At 54.1% G+C, this 17,676-nt stretch carries 14 protein-coding genes; 10 read left to right on the top strand and 4 right to left on the bottom strand.

Annotation, left to right across the window (positions count from 1 at the left end):
* Positions 1 to 130: 130 nt before the first annotated feature.
* The 6 genes from CDH47_RS03410 to CDH47_RS03385 all read left to right on the top strand — a co-directional run bounded on the left by CDH47_RS03410 (position 131) and on the right by CDH47_RS03385 (position 10,107).
* Entirely contained in the window at positions 131 to 1,276 is a 1,146-nt protein-coding gene (locus tag CDH47_RS03410) for a NapC/NirT family cytochrome c (RefSeq protein ID WP_100638403.1), read from the top strand.
* Positions 1,269 to 3,731: a molybdopterin guanine dinucleotide-containing S/N-oxide reductase gene (locus CDH47_RS03405; protein ID WP_100638402.1), complete on the top strand. Its 2,463-nt coding sequence runs from the start codon at positions 1,269 to 1,271 to the stop codon at positions 3,729 to 3,731. Before CDH47_RS03410 ends, CDH47_RS03405 begins: the two co-directional genes overlap by 8 nt.
* Before the next feature lie 249 nt (positions 3,732 to 3,980).
* Positions 3,981 to 5,054: an efflux RND transporter periplasmic adaptor subunit gene (locus CDH47_RS03400; RefSeq protein ID WP_100638401.1), complete on the top strand. Its 1,074-nt coding sequence runs from the start codon at positions 3,981 to 3,983 to the stop codon at positions 5,052 to 5,054.
* Between the two features lie 7 nt (positions 5,055 to 5,061).
* Positions 5,062 to 8,199, top strand: a complete 3,138-nt coding sequence (locus tag CDH47_RS17665; protein ID WP_100638400.1) for an efflux RND transporter permease subunit — start codon at positions 5,062 to 5,064, stop codon at positions 8,197 to 8,199.
* A gap of 220 nt (positions 8,200 to 8,419) precedes the next feature.
* Entirely contained in the window at positions 8,420 to 9,754 is a 1,335-nt protein-coding gene (locus tag CDH47_RS03390; protein ID WP_100638399.1) for an FAD-dependent oxidoreductase, read from the top strand.
* An 11-nt stretch (positions 9,755 to 9,765) separates the two neighbouring features.
* Positions 9,766 to 10,107, top strand: coding sequence for a DUF5368 family protein (locus CDH47_RS03385; protein WP_100638398.1), 342 nt, complete (start codon positions 9,766 to 9,768; stop codon positions 10,105 to 10,107).
* On the opposite strand, the gene CDH47_RS03380 is transcribed toward CDH47_RS03385, so the two are convergent.
* Complete coding sequence (locus CDH47_RS03380; protein ID WP_100638397.1) at positions 10,104 to 10,751, bottom strand: DsbA family oxidoreductase; 648 nt, start codon at positions 10,749 to 10,751, stop codon at positions 10,104 to 10,106. The two genes, CDH47_RS03385 and CDH47_RS03380, sit on opposite strands and share 4 nt — an antisense overlap.
* Positions 10,752 to 10,892: 141 nt before the next feature.
* On the opposite strand from CDH47_RS03380, the gene CDH47_RS03375 reads away from it, so the two are divergent.
* From CDH47_RS03375 to CDH47_RS03360, 4 genes are all read left to right on the top strand, one after another.
* Positions 10,893 to 11,861 (top strand): ribonuclease Z, encoded by a 969-nt coding sequence (locus tag CDH47_RS03375; RefSeq protein WP_100638396.1) that lies wholly within the window; start codon positions 10,893 to 10,895, stop codon positions 11,859 to 11,861.
* A gap of 110 nt (positions 11,862 to 11,971) precedes the next feature.
* A complete protein-coding gene (locus CDH47_RS03370; RefSeq protein ID WP_100638395.1) occupies positions 11,972 to 12,868 on the top strand; it encodes a patatin-like phospholipase family protein in 897 nt (298 codons plus the stop codon).
* A gap of 165 nt (positions 12,869 to 13,033) precedes the next feature.
* Entirely contained in the window at positions 13,034 to 13,552 is a 519-nt protein-coding gene (locus CDH47_RS03365; protein ID WP_239985557.1) for an NUDIX hydrolase, read from the top strand.
* 63 nt (positions 13,553 to 13,615) lie between these two features.
* Positions 13,616 to 14,098: a nucleoside deaminase gene (locus tag CDH47_RS03360; RefSeq protein ID WP_100638394.1), complete on the top strand. Its 483-nt coding sequence runs from the start codon at positions 13,616 to 13,618 to the stop codon at positions 14,096 to 14,098.
* A gap of 14 nt (positions 14,099 to 14,112) precedes the next feature.
* On the opposite strand, the gene CDH47_RS03355 is transcribed toward CDH47_RS03360, so the two are convergent.
* From CDH47_RS03355 to radD, 3 genes are read right to left on the bottom strand one after another with little or no spacing between them, the layout of a single operon-like run.
* Positions 14,113 to 15,255 (bottom strand): iron-containing alcohol dehydrogenase, encoded by a 1,143-nt coding sequence (locus CDH47_RS03355; protein ID WP_100638393.1) that lies wholly within the window; start codon positions 15,253 to 15,255, stop codon positions 14,113 to 14,115.
* A 39-nt stretch (positions 15,256 to 15,294) separates the two neighbouring features.
* Positions 15,295 to 15,855, bottom strand: coding sequence for a YgjV family protein (locus CDH47_RS03350; protein WP_100638392.1), 561 nt, complete (start codon positions 15,853 to 15,855; stop codon positions 15,295 to 15,297).
* Between the two features lie 55 nt (positions 15,856 to 15,910).
* The gene (gene radD, locus CDH47_RS03345) at positions 15,911 to 17,674 is read right to left on the bottom strand and encodes a DNA repair helicase RadD (protein WP_100638391.1); all 1,764 of its coding nucleotides are present in this window, start codon (positions 17,672 to 17,674) and stop codon (positions 15,911 to 15,913) included.
* Positions 17,675 to 17,676 lie beyond the last annotated feature (2 nt).

Here is a 17,676-nt window from a genome sequence, read left to right as displayed (position 1 = left end):
GGGCACACCCAACGATCAACATCTGCACATTCCCGCAACCCCAGCTATGATTTTAATTGACCCATATCAAACAGGAGCCCAAGTATAAGGGCTAGGCTCCATTGACACAGGAAACAAAAAAGGTGCTGTTATGAAAGGAAGCAAGCCACATCGGATCAGCCTGGCATTACTTTTTGGAATCCTGTTCATCGGCGCCGTCTTCGGTGCAGCTGCACTGTATGCGACTCAATGGTCTTTACACGCAACCTCAACGAACGAGTTCTGCGTCAGCTGTCATTCCATGGATGTGCCGAACGCCGAATGGCAGTACACAAGCCACTTCGCAAATGCAAAAGGCATTCAGGCTGGCTGTGCCGATTGCCATATTCCGAAAGAGGGCTTTGCCTTCCTCAAAAAGAAACTGACCAGCGGCATCAGCGACCTGTACGCGGAGATCATGGGCGGCATCCCTGATGCAGAAGCCTATGAAGCAAAACGTGGCGCCATGGCCCGACACGTTTGGGCCGAGATGGAAGCCAACGACTCGGTCACCTGTCGCAGTTGCCACAACACAGAATTCTGGGATCTCTACGAGCAAACCGAGAAAGCCGCAGCCGATCACAGCACCATGGCAGAAACCGGGGAAACCTGCATCAACTGCCACCGTGGCATCGCTCACTTTCCCCCAGACTTCGGCCAGGAAGCGCAAGCGGCCGCTGGCGAGCTTGATCGAATAGCCGCTGACACGCCCCAAAATACACAAACACTCTACCCCATTCGCGAGAGCGGGTTGTTTGAAAGCCAGGATGGCAACAGCAAGATTGCACGCATCCTGCCTGGCACAAAACTGCAGGTACTCGAGCGCGAGGACACTTGGCGCAAGGTTCAGGTCAGTGGCTTTCAATCGCCCGGGGTGGAACAGATTACCTATCGCAATCCCGGCAAGCGGATCATAACCGCCATTATCGAAAATGAAGGCCTGCCGCACCTGTCGAGCATGGGGGCAGACAACGACGCTGGCTGGGACCAAACCACGATAACGGGCTGGATCAAGGCTGAAGGCATGGTTGGCGACGTGCACTTGCTCTGGACTTACGGAGAAGAAGTCAATAACGCTTACTGCGGCAGCTGTCACGCCGTCATGGGCCCCAAGGACTACACCGCCAACCAATGGCCATCCATGGTCAACGCCTACGCCGACCGCACCTCAATCAGCGATTCTGACAAAACGCTGCTGACCTTTTATCTGCAAACGCAGGCAAACGACATGCCGACGCAAGGAGAAAGCGATGAATAAGCTCTGGAACATGAAGCGGAGAACCTTCCTGAAAGGTGGGGGCAGCCTCCTCGCCGGCGCACTTGTATCGCCGCTGGGTACGGTACGCGCCTTTGCACAGGATATGCGCAAGACCATTATCACCGCCGCGCACTGGGGGCCGTTAAAGGTTACCGTGGAAGGCGGGCGGATTATCGAGTCAGGCCCCGCACTACCCAATCGCCGCGAGAACTATCTGCAGAGCGTCGTGGCAGACCAGGTTCACCATCGCGTGCGCATCAAACAGCCAATGGTGCGCAAGGGCTTTCTGGATAACCTCGATAACATCGAAAATCCGGACGGCAAGCGCGGCAAGGATGAATTCGTGGCTGTAAGCTGGGAACGCGCCTACGATATTATCGAGCAACAGCTAAGGCGCGTGCGCAAAGACCACGGTGCCGAGTCGATCTATGGCGGCTCCTACGGCTGGTACTCGGTGGGCAGTCTGCATTCCGGCCCTACGCTTCTGAAGAGGTTTTTATGGCTCACCGGCGGCTATGTCAATCGCGTAAACTCATACTCCACGGGTGCCATCAGCGTGATCATGCCTCACGTTATGGGCAATCCGGAGACCACCGTGCCACAGACCACCTGGCCGGTCATTCTCGAGAGTTCGGATGTGGTTGTGATGATTGGCGCCAACCCGATGAACACCCTTGAGATCGCCTGGTCTGCTTCCGATGAAGCGGGCCGCATGTATTTTGAGAAGCTGCGGGACAGCGGCAAGCGTGTCATCATCATTGACCCGATGCGTTCGGAAACCGCCAAGTTTTTTGGCGACAAAGCCGAGTGGATCGCACCGAATCCGAGCACAGATGTACCGCTAATGCTCGGCACCGCCCACGAACTTCTCAAGACCAAACGCCACGATCAGGCGTTTCTCGATAAGTACACCGTCGGCTTCGATCGCTTTGCCGCCTACCTGCGCGGAGAAACCGACGACACCGAGAAAACGCCCGAGTGGGCGGCGGCCATTTGTGGTGTTCCCGCAGACAAGATCCGCGAACTGGCGAAGCTGTTCGCGGAAAACCGCACCATGCTGATGTCTGGCTGGTCCATGCAGCGCGCTGATAAAGGCGAACAGCCGCACTGGACGCTGGTTACCCTGGCCTCCATGCTTGGCCAGATCGGGCTGCCCGGTGGCGGCTTCGGGTTTTGCTACCACTACTCCAACGGCGGTGTCCCGGCCCATAAGAGTGTCATCGTGCCAGGCATCAGTGCCACTCCGGACGCGCCGCACCTGGCCGGCCAGGTCGAAGATACGAGCAAGTACACCATACCGGTGGCACGCATCGTTGACGCTCTGGAAAAGCCGGGCGAGCCGCTTGACTACAACGGTACCACGGTTACCCTGCCGAATATTCGTCTGATCTGGTGGGTCGGCGGCAACCCGTTCCACCATCACCAGGACACCAACCGTCTGCGTGAAGCATGGCAGAAGCCCGAGGCCGTCATCGTCTCCGAGATCTACTGGACTGCAACCGCCAAGCATGCGGACATCGTGCTGCCAATCACCTCCTCGTTTGAGCGCGACGACATCACCATGACCGGTGACTTCTCCAACATGCACATAGTGCCCATGAAGAAGGTTGTCGAGCCACAACATGAAGCCAAGGACGATTACGAGGTGTTCCGCGAGATGTCGGCGCGCTTTGGCGTCGAGAAGGAATTTGGCGAAGGCCGCAGCCAGATACAGTGGATCAAGCACTTTTACGATCAAGCGAGTGATGTCGCGCGCGCGCAGCGCGTTCGCATGCCGCGTTTCCAGCAATTCTGGGAGGCAAACGAGATCCTTGAAAATCCAGCAGATCCGAGTCGGGCGAACTGGGTACGCCATGCAGATTTCCGCAAAGATCCGATCTTGAATCCACTCGGCACGCCTTCCGGCAAGATCGAAATCTTCTCCCAGACCATCGACGATATGAAATACGACGACTGCCTTGGCCACGCGTCCTGGCTGGAGCCGGTGGAATATCTCGGCAATGCCACGTCGGATTACCCGGTTCACCTGATCACTCCGCACTCCGCTTATCGCCTGCACGCGCAGCTCAACTACTCGAAGTTGCGTGACAAGTATGCGATAGCAGACCGGGAGCCAGTGACGATTCACCCCAAGGACGCCGCTGATCGCGACATCAAGGCCGGTGATCTGGTGCGCATTTACAACGAACGCGGGCAGATCCTGTGCGGAGCAGTGCTTGACGATGGAATCAAGCGGGGCGTGGTCGCGGTGCACCAGGGCGCCTGGTACGACCCGTCGGACAATGGCGACAATGCGCTGTGCAAGAACGGCAACATAAACGTGCTGGTGATCGACAAAGGCACCTCGAAACTCGCCCAGGGCACCTGCGGTTATACCGCCCTTGTACAATTCGAGAAATTCACCGGCGATGCGCCCGAGCTTACCGCCTTCGAACCGCCGCTTGGCGCAGCCTAACAGCTAGCACCTGGTGTCTTGCCTGAAACAGATGTAAACCTGCTTCAGGCAAGACAAACCCGGGGAATGGCCAGTTTTGAAATCATTGTATTTCTCCATGAGATATTCTCTGCCATCCTGTCCTCAAGTAAATGTGTGGTTGCCCACCTTCAGATTTGTACCTTTGTGTAATCAACTTTTGCAAAGTGACAGTACCGGTTAATATGCGCCAAGTTGAAACATTACTTTTCCAATCAAGGTGTTGAACTTATGAACCTCACGCTACGGATAGCGTTTTACGCTCTCGCAACAATCATCCTTGTCGGTTGCAGTGAACCAGAGAAAGCCACCTCCCAGCCTGTTATTCAGCCAGTCAAAGTGATGACGATCGGAAGCGAAGACGCAACCCTGGTCCGTGAGTTCCCCGGTACAGTGAGGGCGAGTCAGCGGGTTACCATGGCTTTTCAAGTGCCTGGTCGGTTGGTCGAGTTCCCAGTGAGGGAGAGCCAGACAATTACCAAAGGCACACTGCTCGCCAGACTGGATCCGTCAGACTACAACAGTAATTTTTCCGCCGCACGCACGCAGATGACAACAGCCGAGGCAAATTTTAAACGGGCCAAAGACCTGATCGAGAAGAAGTACATTTCCCAGGCTGAGTACGACAAGATCGAATCCAGCTATAACGTTGCCCAAACCGAATTTGAGAAAGCCCGGAAAGCCCTGAACGAAACTCGCCTGATAGCGCCCTTCGAAGGCGTAATCGCCCGCACTTTTGTCGATAATTTTCAGGAAGTACAGCCCAAAGAGCCGATTCTGAACCTACAGAACAATCGCGAACTGGAGGTTGTGGTGGACATACCGGAAAACCTGATCGTACGCTACAGCAGTACGGGTGGCCGCATCGACCTAAGCGCTCGTTTCGACGGCATACCCAACCGATCCTTCCCGCTGGCGATAAAAGAACATGCCACCGAAGCCAGCCCCGATACCCAAACTTTTCAGTATGTACTTTCCTTCGAAGACACCGCGGGCCAGAACCTGTTGCCCGGGATGACGGCCATCGTTCGTGCGCAACGAAAATCGGACGGCGGCAATGGCGAGACACTGATAGCGGTACCGCTGTCTGCCGTGGTTGCAGACAGCAATCGGCAAAAAGTTGTCTGGATTATTAATGATGACAACCGGGTCAGTAAGCGCCCGGTGGAGACAGGTGATCTGGTAGGTTCCAGCAGCATTCTGATTACCTCCGGACTGCATACGGGGGACACGCTAGCCACTGCCGGTGCGTCATCGCTCACCGAAGGCATGCAAGTAAAACCCATCCACAAAGTGGAGTTCTGATTCCACGATGAACATAGCCGAATGGAGTATTAAAAACAGCACCATCACTTGGATTATTGCCCTTGTTATGGTCGCGGTTGGTTATCATTCCTTCAACAACCTGAGCCGCCTTGAAGACCCCGAATTTACAATCAAAGAAGCCAAAGTTGTTACCCCCTACCCTGGGGCAACCGCCAGCGAGGTAGAAGAAGAGGTTAGCAACCTTATTGAGCAGGCTGTTCAGAAAATGGAGCAACTGTTCTATGTCGAATCCCATTCTTACCGGGACAAGTCCATTGTCTCAGTAAAAATTCTCGACCAATACGGAAAATCAGAACTGCCTCAGGTTTGGGACGAACTTCGCCGAAAAATAAGCGATGTACAGTCCAAGCTCCCACCCGGCGCCGGGCCTTCGCAGGTGATTGATGACTTTGGCGATGTCTTCGGTGTCTACCTGGCCATCACTGGCGACGGCTACAACCAGAACGAACTCTATGAGTTCGCCAAGTTTCTGAAGCGAGAACTGCTGCTGGTCAACGATGTGAAAAGCATTGAGCTATTCGGGGAGCCCAAGGAAACAATATACGTTGAGCCTTACAAAGAGCGAATGTCAGCTCTGGGCATACCTCCCGCTGCGATATTCAACGTGCTGGGGGATAAAAACACTGTCGCCTATGCCGGATACGCCCGCGCCGGCGAGGCCCGCCTGGCCGTTCAGGTTTCCGGCGAACTGGAATCCGCAGAACAGTTCAAATCTCTGATGATATCCAGCCGGGGTCGCGGTGGCAGTCAGATTGTGCTCGGAGATATCGCCAACGTATATCGCGGGCAACAGGACCCAGCCACAAACATCCTGCGCTTTAACGGCGAACAGGCCATTGGTCTGGCCATTTCAACCCGGGCCGGCGGTAATGTCGTTACCATGGGTGAAGACCTTGACACCAAACTGGCGCAGCTGAAACCCAGGATTCCCTTAGGCATAACCCTTAACCCGATTTCGATTCAATCGGATGCGGTGTCAGAAGCCATTAACGGTTTTACCTTAAGCCTGCTACAAGCGATCGCTATCGTGGTACTCGTGCTGCTGGTATTTATGGGACTGCGCAGCGGGCTGATTATCGGTACGGTACTGCTGATCACTATCATGGGCACGTTCATTTTCATGAACATATACGGCATCAACCTTGAGCGCGTATCGCTGGGGGCACTGATTATTGCCCTGGGCATGCTGGTTGACAACGCCATCGTGGTCACTGACGGTATTCGCATGCGCATGCAGCGGGGGGAAGACTCTCTGGCAGCTGCCAGTAAAGTTGTCAGCCAAACGGCTATTCCTTTACTGGGGGCCACTGCCATTGCCGTAACTGCCTTTGCCGCCATTGGCACATCTGAGGATCTCACCGGCGAGTATACCCGCTCGCTATTTTCAGTCATCCTGATTTCTTTATCTCTGAGCTGGTTCACTGCAGTAACCGTGACCCCTTTGATGTGTCAAAAGTTTTTGAACACTGCAACAACGGACTATGGCCAGCAAGCATATTCTTCCACTTTCTATAGCAACTATCGCAGCCTGCTTCACTACGCCATTCAGTATCGATGGCTATCCATTGGCATCATCGCCGCCTTGTTTGCGTTAGCGGTATTTGGGTTTGGCTCGGTAAAGCAAAGTTTTTTCCCAGACTCGACCCGACCTCAATTTTACGTTGACCTGTGGTTCCCGGATGACTCTGATATCAGCGCCACTTCCAACGGCGCCCGCGCGTTTGAAGACATACTGGCCGGCTATGACGGCGTCACCCAGGTAACCACTCAGGTCGGCGGCAATTCACCCCGGTTTTTGTTGACCTATCCACCGGAACAGCCCAGCTCTAATTTTGCACGTATTCTGGTAGATGTTGAGAGTTACGAGACCCTGAACAAACTAACCGAGAAAGCCCTACAAGAGCTGGAACCTCTGCGCCCAGGCGTTTCCGCTAACGTCAAAAAGTTTGTGCTCGGGCCCGCAACCGGAGGCAGGATTCAGTTGCGCATTTCCGGACCGGATCCAGAAACCCTGCGTCAATTGGCCGGCAAGGCAAAGGAGGTACTGGCAGCACACCCTAACGTAAAAGGGTTACGTGACGAATGGGGCGATCCGGTGAAGGTGATCAAACCTGAGATCGCAGACGCTCAGGCCCAAAAACTGGGCCTGATTCGTGCCGATATAGCACAGTCGATGGCCTTTGCCGTTGATGGCGTGCGTGTCGGCACCTACCGTGAAGGCGATGAGTTACTGCCGATTATTTCCCGGGCACCGCTGAACGAACGCATGAGCCTGAACAACCTTGACCAGGTATCGATATGGAGCCCTGCTGCGCAAGGTATGGTGCCCCTTGGGCAGGCAGTCTCCGGTTTCGATGTTGGTTTTGAGAATGCTCACATCTGGCGCCAGGATCGCACCACCATGTTGCGTCTGCACTTCGACCAACGTACCGGATTGTCTTCAGAACTTCTGGCCGACATTAAAGCGGATGTGGAAAAGGCATTAAATGCCGATGTGCAGGAGTACCTCGACCTGTCAGATGATGCTGACGTACAACACACAGGCAAAACCATTCCGCTGCGCTACCGTGACCGCATTCCCGTTGCAGACATGTCCGGATATTACTTCGCCTGGGGCGGTGAGAATGAAGATTCCATTAAAGGCGTAACCTCCATCGCCGAATCCATTCCGATGTTCTTCGGGCTGATGGTGTTCATCGTGATCGCCCTGTTCAACTCCATTCGCAAAACTCTGGTGATCTGGCTGGTGGTGCCACTGGCTATTATCGGGGTAACCGCGGGACTGCTGTTGTTTAACCAACCCTTTGGCTTTATGGCACTGCTGGGGTTCATGAGCCTTGCAGGTATGCTGATCAAAAATGCCATCGTACTGGTGGACCAGATCGACGTCGAACTGGCCAGCGGTAAAGCTCCTGTTGAGGCCATTGTCGATTCCGGAACCAGCCGCCTGATTCCGGTCGCAATGGCAGCACTGACGACGATTCTCGGCATGCTGCCACTTTTGGCAGATGCCTTCTTCGTCGCCATGGCCGTCACCATCATGTTTGGACTTGGCTTCGCAACGATACTCACACTCGTGGTGGTGCCGGTTCTGTACGCCACCTTGTTTCGCTTTCGCAGCTAAAGTGTGACCCGCCTGCGATCAATCTGTAAAACGTTAAAACGCATTGATCGTGGGCGAGCAAGAAGCCAGCTACGCAGCCAGACTGAACACTGCTCAGGCATGAGACAATATGCCGCAGCCTGAAGAGCATTTAGTCCTCACCTCCTGTGATACGTTAAAAGTATAACAATATACCGCTTTTAGCCACGGGCCAGTTGAAAGGCACCGTGAGGAGGTTTACATGTCTCGATTCACTTTGAGTCCTCCAAGCCTGGGGCGCCGCCAACTGCTCAAATTGGGCTTGGGTGCAAGTGCTGCCAGTCTGTTACCGCTCTCCAGCGTCTTTGCCAACACCCTGTCGACGAAGGCCCGCATCGTCATTTTAGGCGGCGGGGCTGCAGGCATGAGTATGGCCAATCGCCTGGCAAGGCGATTGAGTGGCGCAACCATAACCGTGGTGGAGCCAAGAGAGTTGCACCACTACCAGCCGGGCTGGACGCTGGTCGCCTCTGGCGTTTGGGAAGCCGAACGGACGCTGCAGCCCAACGCAAAATTCCGCCCCGCAGGCATTGAGTGGGTGCAGGGACAGGCAGCAGGTATCGACGCTGGCCAGCGCCGTATCACTTTAGCCGACAGCAGTACTCTGGATTACGACGTGCTGGTGGTGGCAACGGGTTTGCAACTCAACTATCAGTTGATTGATGGCATGTCACCTGACCTGATTGGCAGCAACGGTATTGGCAGCGTTTACGCAAGCCTGGATGCAGCACGCCGCACCCGCGATGCGATTGATGCCTGGTTGGCGGAAGGCGGAGGCAAAGGCATTTTCACTTCGCCACAAACGGCCATCAAGTGCGCCGGCGCACCCATCAAAATGACCTTCACCACGCTTTCGCGAATTAAAGCAGAAGGCGTCCGCGACCACTTTAATCTGGACTATTTTACTGGCGGCGGCGGGATGTTCAGCCAGCCCTGGATTAACGACTTTTTGAAGCAACGCTTCGACCGTGAAAATATTACTCGTCATCATTCACAGTATTTGTCTGCGATTGATGCCGGGGCCAAACAGGCCCAGTTCACCTCTAAAGACGGCAGCACCGAAGTGCGTGATTACGACTTCATTCATGTGGTGCCGCCAATGAGCGCGCCTGATTTTGTGAAAGACAGTGATCTGATCGCCCAGAGCGGCGCCTTCCAAGGGGAGTGGCTGGATACCGATATTCATACCCTGCAGCATAACCGCTACCCGGAAGTATTCGGTATCGGCGACGTAATAGGCGCACCTATCAACAAAACCGCCGCCAGCGTCAAAGCACAAGCGCCGGTTGTGGAAGCCAACATTCTGGCCTACTTGCAGGAAAAACCGCTGCCAGCCCGCCATAACGGCTACACCTCATGCCCACTGATTACAGACATTGGCAAAGCGATGCTGGTGGAATTTGGCTATGACAACAACATGGAGTTCCTGCCATCTTTCTCTTTCATCGACCCAAAAGAAGAATCCTGGTCAGCATGGGTGCTTAAAGACTACCTGTTGCAGCCCGCTTACTACGCCATGCTCGAAGGCCGGGTTTAAGGAGATCAACCATGACATTTTCCCTTGCCGGCATTTTCTCTGTCCTGTCCAACGCCATCCAACCGTTTTTGGTGCTGATACTGACTATTCTGGCAGTGCTGGTAGCGGTTCAGTTTACTGCAAGAATACGCAGCTACCGAACCAAAGCTCACCAATACATGCCGGCGATGATCGTTGCGCTGCTGGTAGGCGCTTCATCGGTTTGGTGGCTGCCGCTGCTGACCCACTCTCAACTGGCTTTCGTAACCACGGCCATTGACTGGCTCGCACTTATAGCTGCAGCACTGGGCGTTGCCCTGTTGGTCTGGCTGGTACTGCACCCACTGAGCTATCTGATCCGCGGTCCGCGCTAAGCGCTTTCTGAGTCCACATCCCTTATCGCCTGCACCAGCGTGTCAGGTTCCTGGGCGCCGGCGATGAGGTACTTGTTGTTAACAATGAACGCCGGCACAGCCGACACGCCCGCCTTCTGGTAAGTGGCTTCGTCTTTCCGCACTGCAACAGCGTATTGATCAGAATTCAGCACATCTTTGGCCTGCGCTGCATCCAGCCCCAGAGTTTCAACACACCGGATCAGAACATCGTGATCGGCCACATTCTCTGCCCTGCCGAAATAAGCCTCAAACAGAGCTTTCTTCATGCCGGTTTGCTGACCCTGCTCTCCCGCCCACTTAATCAGCCGATGGCCATCGAACGTATTACAAACCCGGCGCTCCTGTATCTTCTCGAAGTTAAGACCCAAATCCTTTGCAATAGCCATCATCTGGTCTTGAGTAGCGCGCAACTCCTCCTCGCTACGACCATACTTACGAGCAAGGGCCGGTAAAATCGGCTCGCCATCGCCACTGCTATCCGGGTTCAGCTCAAAAGCATGCCACTGAATAGTGAACTCAAACTCTGAAGCCAGCTGATCCATGGCCTGCTCCAGCCGCGCAAAGCCAATGGCACACCAGGGGCAGGCAATGTCGGAAACGATATCAATATGAATATTTTTCATGGTGGATCCTGAGGATTTCTGTATGGACTTTAACGTCAAGAAATTTCTAAAACCACTATATGCACACATCATAATGATTGCACAACCTGCCCACTATATAATCTGAGCGTTCACAACTGCCGCCAATAACAAGGGGGAGCAATGGAATTTACATTTCTGGGCACTTCTGCCGGAACGCCAACCCGCTCTCGCAATGTAACCGCCCTTGCCTTGTCGAATTCCGGCCACAAATTCTGGTACCTTGTGGACTGTGGCGAAGCGACTCAGCACCAACTGCTACGAACCCGTTACTCTGTTATGCAGTTGCGGGCGATATTCATCACACACATCCACGGCGACCACACCTTCGGCCTGCCTGGTCTGCTTGCCAGTGCCTCGATGCTCGGCCGCACAGAGCCACTGGACATTGTTGCCCCTGTGCAGACTCACCGTTTCATCACAGCGGCGCTCGAAAACAGCGACTCTGGCCTCAGCTACACGTTGAATTTCATCGACTCAGAAGCTCCGGATTTCCGCTGGCAAGATCAACAAACAGTTGTCACGAACGTGGCGTTATCCCACCGGGTACCCTGCCGTGCCTATGTGTTTACTGAACGCAACCTGGAGCGCCAGCTGTTACAGGAAAAATTGATCGAGGACGGAATCGAAGCCGGCCCGAACTGGGGCGAACTGCAGAAAGGCATGGATGTAGTACTGGAAGACGGGCGCACCCTCAGAAGTGATGATTACACTCACATTCCCCGCGAGGCACGCCGCATGATCGTGGCCGGTGACAATGATGATCCGGGCTTGCTGAACGAGGCCTGTACTGGCAGCCATGTACTTGTTCATGAGGCCACCTATACACAAGACATTGCCGACAAGGTTGGCCCCTGGCCTCAGCACAGCTCAGCTGAACAGGTGGCTCGTTTTGCGCAACAGGCCCGGCTGCCTAATCTGGTGCTTACCCATTTCAGTTCCCGTTACCAGTCTGTGCCTGGCGGCACACCCCACATCAACCAACTGGCTGCTGAGGCACAGGAGCACTTCCGGGGTGAGCTATTTCTAGCCAGGGACTTCGATAGCTACCGGCTGGAGAAAGACCTTTCTTTGAGTCGCCTGAACCACTAGTTCCTTCTCTTCCCCGGCTTCTTCTCTACTTGCAATGTTGAGCTGACAGCATTATTGAGTCTGTTAAAATCCCCCCAACTTAACTTCTGCCCCCCAACAGGCCGCCATCAATGAAACTCAACCCCTTTAACACTCGCATCGGCCTTGCTTTGGGCGGCGGTGCAGCCAAAGGCATTGCTCACATTGGCGTCCTGAAGGCTTTTGAAGAGGAAGGGATTCAGGTTCACTGCATTTCAGGCACCAGTGTCGGGGCACTGGTTGCCAGTTATTATGCTTTTGGTCGCCCGGTGGAATCCATACTATCCATTGGCTCTGCCCTCAACCTTTCCAAAATCCTGAACTTTACCTTCGAGCGCGGAGGCCTGTTCAGCACACAAGCCATCCGGGATATGATTGAGCGGGATCTTGGGGACTGTCTCATCGAAAACGCCAATATTCCCCTCGCTATTTGTGCAACGGATATCGAAACCGGTAAGCAATTGGTGTTCAGAACAGGGAATCTGGCAGACGCGGTCTGTGCATCCATGGCCGTACCTGGCCTGTTTGTTCCGGTAGAGGTGGATGGACGGATTCTGGTAGACGGTGGGCTGGTTGAAAACGTTCCTATATCACCCTTGGCCAAAATGGGAGCGGGTATTACCGTCGCCATTGATCTCAGCCATGTCAGCCAGTACCAGAAACCGGAAGACACCTTTGATGTAATCAGCAATGCCATCAACATTGCGATTGATTTCAATACCCGCAAGCAGCTGAAAAAGGCAGACATTGTGGTACCGTTGGACTTGAGCAGATACAGCCTCACCAACAACGCCAAACATGTGCAAGAGCTTTATATGGAAGGCTACCACCCGATGAAGAAAAAGATTCAACGGGTGCTCTGGTACAAACGGACCAACGTTTTCATGTATCTTTTCAAAGGCATTAAAAAGCTTCTGCCTATAAAGGTACCCGAAATTATCAAAGACTTTAAAAACCACGTCTTTGCCAATCGGAATCAGAACGACTAACAGGCGCTTAAGCGCGCGCCAGTGCCCTTTGCCCAGGCAATTAACAGCCTTTTGGAAGAGTAAAGTAATTTGCTACGTTTCAGGATACTTCGGGGATGGAACAGTGAAAGACTGACCATCCGCCCGCAAAAAATACCATTTCGGCGCCGCCTTGCTCGTGCATCCGTGGCTTTGTTGTACCGCACGAATGAAGCCGGTGAAATGGAGTTGCTGTTCATTCAAAGGGCCCGACGAGAGGGGGATCCCTGGTCTGGCGACATGGCCTTTCCCGGAGGCAGGATGGAGCCCGGAGACTCCACACCCAGGGCTGCGGCTGAACGGGAAACCCTTGAGGAAACCGGTGTCGACCTGCAACGCCACGGTCGCTTTCTGTTCAGGTTGTCTGATCTGATTACCCGACAACACAGCCGCTGGCGGCCGATGATTGTCACGCCCTATGTTTACGAGTGGCAAGGACCCCAAACCGAATCGCCTAACCACGAAGTGGCACGCATGGTGTGGATCTCCATCGACTATCTCACAGCAAAAGAAAACCAAGGCAAGCTTTCCTGGCGCACGCCTCTTGGCACCTTGAAGATGCCCTGTTGCCGATATCAGGATTACTGCATTTGGGGCCTGAGTTACAGCATGCTGCAGGAGTTTTTAGCACTTGGCATTGAACCTGGCCGGGAAAATCCTCGCTAGGGTACACTTAACCAGCATGCTGCAGAGTCGGCGGAAAGATACCCCATCGTCATGGAGCAAGATATGACCCACCAAATTGACATAAAACACCTGGACCGATGCGTTGAGTTAGCCGCTCAAGCGCTGGAAACCGGCAACCCGCCGTTCGGATCAGTGCTGGTGGATGAAACCGGCACTGTAAGATTTGAAGACCACAACCACGTGGTCGGAGGCGATGACACTCAACACCCCGAGTTCGCCATTGCTCGCTGGGCAGCGGAAAACATGACACCTGAACAGCGTGCCGAATCAACGGTATACACTTCGGGAGAGCACTGCCCCATGTGCGCTGCCGCCCACGGCTGGGTTGGTCTTGGCCGTATTGTTTATGCCAGCTCCTCCAAACAGCTGGCTGCCTGGCTAAAAGACATGCAAGCACCGCTACCACCCGTGGCAACCCTCCCCATCAATAGCGTAGTGCCCGATGTGCCCGTGGAGGGGCCATTTGCGGAACAAGCGGCGGCCATTCATGAGCTGCACAAGCAATTTCATAACCAGAGCAAGTAGGCTTGGCCTGATTTTCAAAGCGACTGGCGTATCACCTTCTCGATGGTTGCCGTTGGTAGCACAACCGGATTGGCCTTCATGGACGAAGCGCCAGCGGCAGCCTGAGTGGCAGCGACTACGTGCTCTTCCTTCACACCAATTGAAGCCAACCCCGGCAAGCCATTCTGCGCGATCCACTCATGGAAATGGGCCAGCGCCTGCTCTGCCGGCACCTCAAACGTTTCAGCAATCCAGCCAATTACATGGCCGACACGAGCTTTATGATCAGCCTCGGTTACATTATCCCGATTCGCTGCAATACCAGCGGGCAACAAAGCACCGCAAATAGCCCCATGGGGCGCACCGCACAAGCTGCCTAGCGGGCCTGCGATGCCATGCACAACACCCAATCCGGAGTTAGCAAGTGCGAGTCCACCAAAGAGACTCACCTGAGCCAAAGCATCACGAGCGTCTTTGGACTCACCTTCCATCAACTGCTTCAACGCACGAAGCCCCTTGGGGATAGCTTCTTTACACAACATATCTGTGAACAGATTTGATCGTGACGAAAGATAGGGTTCGATAACCTGAGTAACCGCATCCAGCCCGGAATACAAGCTGACCTGCATGGGGCAATTGTCGGTAAGTGCCGGGTCGACCAGCGCGAGGTCTGGCAATAGCTGGTTATCCCTGAGGCTTACCTTGCGCTGAGCCTCCACAACATCTATGACCGCATTACGGGTAACTTCTGCACCGGTACCCGAAGTGGTTGGCACCAGAATCAAAGGCAGGCGCCTTGCCGATAGCGGTAGCCCATCACCCACCACCTCCAGATGACTTAAAAAACCTGTTTCACTGGGCAGCATGGCCGCCAGCACCTTGGCCGAATCCATAACCGAACCACCACCAATCCCGACTACCAGATCAACCCCCAGCGATTTACCTTGGCTAATGGCGGCTGTAAGAGTGTCCAAATCAGGCTCTTGTTCAATAGGCAGCGTCTGGACGATATCGATAGACGTGAGTGACTCGAACACTGCCGAGAGCCTGCCCGGGTTTTTGCCGTGCACAATCAATGCGCGCGAACCCAGCTTGGCCGCCCGGTCGTTCAGTTGCACTATGAATCCCCGCCCAAAAAGAATCTCCGTGGGGGTTACCAAGCTAAATGTGCCTAACATAGACATGTCGTCCTGAAGGGAGGAGAGATGGCGTTAGAATTATGTGCCCGGCTCTTTCAGGCTTTCAAACGCCCCGGGATAACGCCGCTTCATCTTCGCCAACCGGTATATGGTGATGAAATTGGTAACCAGCACCATGGCTTCGGCCAAGGTTCCACCTACCGAGCCTATGGCGATATTGTTCAGCATCCAGGCAGTCGCCCCTGCAGCAAGAATTAGCCGCAAAGGAATGCCTCTGAGCATGAACATTCCTACGGTTCCGAAAACGGCCGCCGCAAGGGCAAAAAAATCTACAGGGCTGCTCCAGGTTATCAACGCTGCCACAAAGTTCACCGCCAGCACGGCCAGCATCACCTTCCAGTTTCCCACATACCGCTGGGCCAGCATGATGCGGCCGATCACCAACATGCTCAGAACTGCAGCTGTCCAACTACCAAACAATGCAAACTGTAGTGCAAAGGCCACATTCGCAGAAATCAGCAGCCCCATCAGCCGATCATCGCGCTTGCTGGCAAAGCCTGCAATGCAGAAGCCCAATGCAATCAAGCTGACAATCTGGCCCGCCAGCTCTGTGTATGTCATCTGATCAAGTAAGAGCATGAATAGAGCCTACGATAAACATGCCTCAGATTGAACTGGCAGGCAGGCTCTGACCTCAATACGCCTTGCGATAGCCACCCTGATAATCAAATATCCGTTCCTGCACCTGCCAGTAGTGCTTCTGTTTACGGGCAATCACAAAATCCGGTGCAGGCATCAAAGCCTGCACCTCAAGCACTTCATCAATCCTGCCAAACTCGCGCGGAGCTTGGCTATTCGCGAAACGCCTTCCAAACAGTTTGTTGAAAACGTTACGTTGAGCCGGTTTGCTGAAATCAAACGACTCGCTGAGTTCTTCCCCGTCTTCGCTGTGATAGGTAATTTTCAGTTTGCTGCCCTGGGCGCTCAATGTAATTCCTGCACAGCGGATCACCATGGCATCTTTCAGCTTCAGGGCATCTCTTAGCTGATCATCCGGATCGATAATGGCTTTTTTACACTGGTGGCAATTTCGGGCGGCGATATCATTCTCGGCATTGCAGTGTGGGCACTCTTTGAAACGAAAACGGTAATCGCACTGTTCAGGGCGCTCGCTCGGCGCTCCAGACTCACCCTCTTCAGCAGGCTCCAGCAGCCCCTGACAACGGCGGCCATAGTGCTCGATCACTTGGCCGTCGCTGTCTGTTTTACCCCAGAACACATTGGCAAACCCGCAGTCCGGGCAGAATACCTGCACCGGTTCGCTATCGGGGTTTGGTTTCCTCTCCCCCACTTCCGGATGATGGAGATTCACATTATTGCCGGCATAATCAATCACCAGGCAATCCTGCTTACCCTCGTCCAAGCGAAGACCACGACCTACGATCTGCTGATACAAACTCACCGACTGGGTAGGGCGGAGAATGGCGATAAAGTCCACATGGGGCGCATCAAAGCCAGTGGTGAGAACAGATACATTCACCAAGTACTTTAACTGCTGCTGCTTGAAGCGCTGAATCAGCGAATCCCGTTCGTTTTGATCGGTAGCGCCGGTAATCAAAGCCGTTTGATGTTCGGGCAGATAACCAGTGATTTCCTTAGCATGCTCCACCGTTGCCGCAAAGATCATCACCGCCTTACGCTCAACCGCTAAGTCCATCACTTGCTCGATAATGGCGCGGGTTACACGCTGATGTTTGCTCAACAGCTGATTAACGTCATTTTCGGTGTATTCACCAAAGCGGTTCCGGGGTAGCGCGGAGAAATCGTATTGCGTTACCGCAGCATCGACCAACTTGGGCTTGGTGAGAAATCCACGGTTAATCATATAGCTCAACGGCAGTTCGTAGATGCAATGCACAAAGGGCTTATCCTGTTCACTACGAACAAAGCCCCGGTAGTGATAGCGATAGATCCAGCCCATGGCCAACCGGTAGGGTGTGGCGGTCAGCCCGAGTACTTTGAGGGAGGCATTCCGTTGCCGGAGTAGATCAACGATTGTTTGATACTGGCTGCTGTCATCATCGCTAACCCGATGGCACTCATCGATGATGACCAACGAGTACTCATCCCTGAACTGCTCCAGATTGGCCGATACAGACTGCACACTGGCAAAAGTGACCTGGTGCAGGTTTTCCTTGCGATTGAGCCCTGCAGAGTAGATACCGCCCGTTAAACCATAACTCTGGTATTTGGCGTGATTCTGCTCCACCAGCTCTTTGACGTGGGCCAGCACCAGAATCTTGCGCCGGGCAAGGCAAGCCAACTCGGCGATAACCAGGCTTTTACCCGCACCGGTTGGCAGCACAATAACGGCAGACTCATCAGACTTCCGAAAATGCCTCAAGGTGGCATCAACGGCTTCCTGCTGATAGGGCCGCAGCTTGAAAGGAGCATTCATTT

This window comes from Marinobacter salexigens, assembly GCF_002806945.1.
Classification (GTDB): domain Bacteria; phylum Pseudomonadota; class Gammaproteobacteria; order Pseudomonadales; family Oleiphilaceae; genus Marinobacter; species Marinobacter salexigens.
The sequence above is the reverse complement of the archived record's forward strand: the minus strand, read 5'-3'. Positions and strand labels throughout refer to the sequence as shown.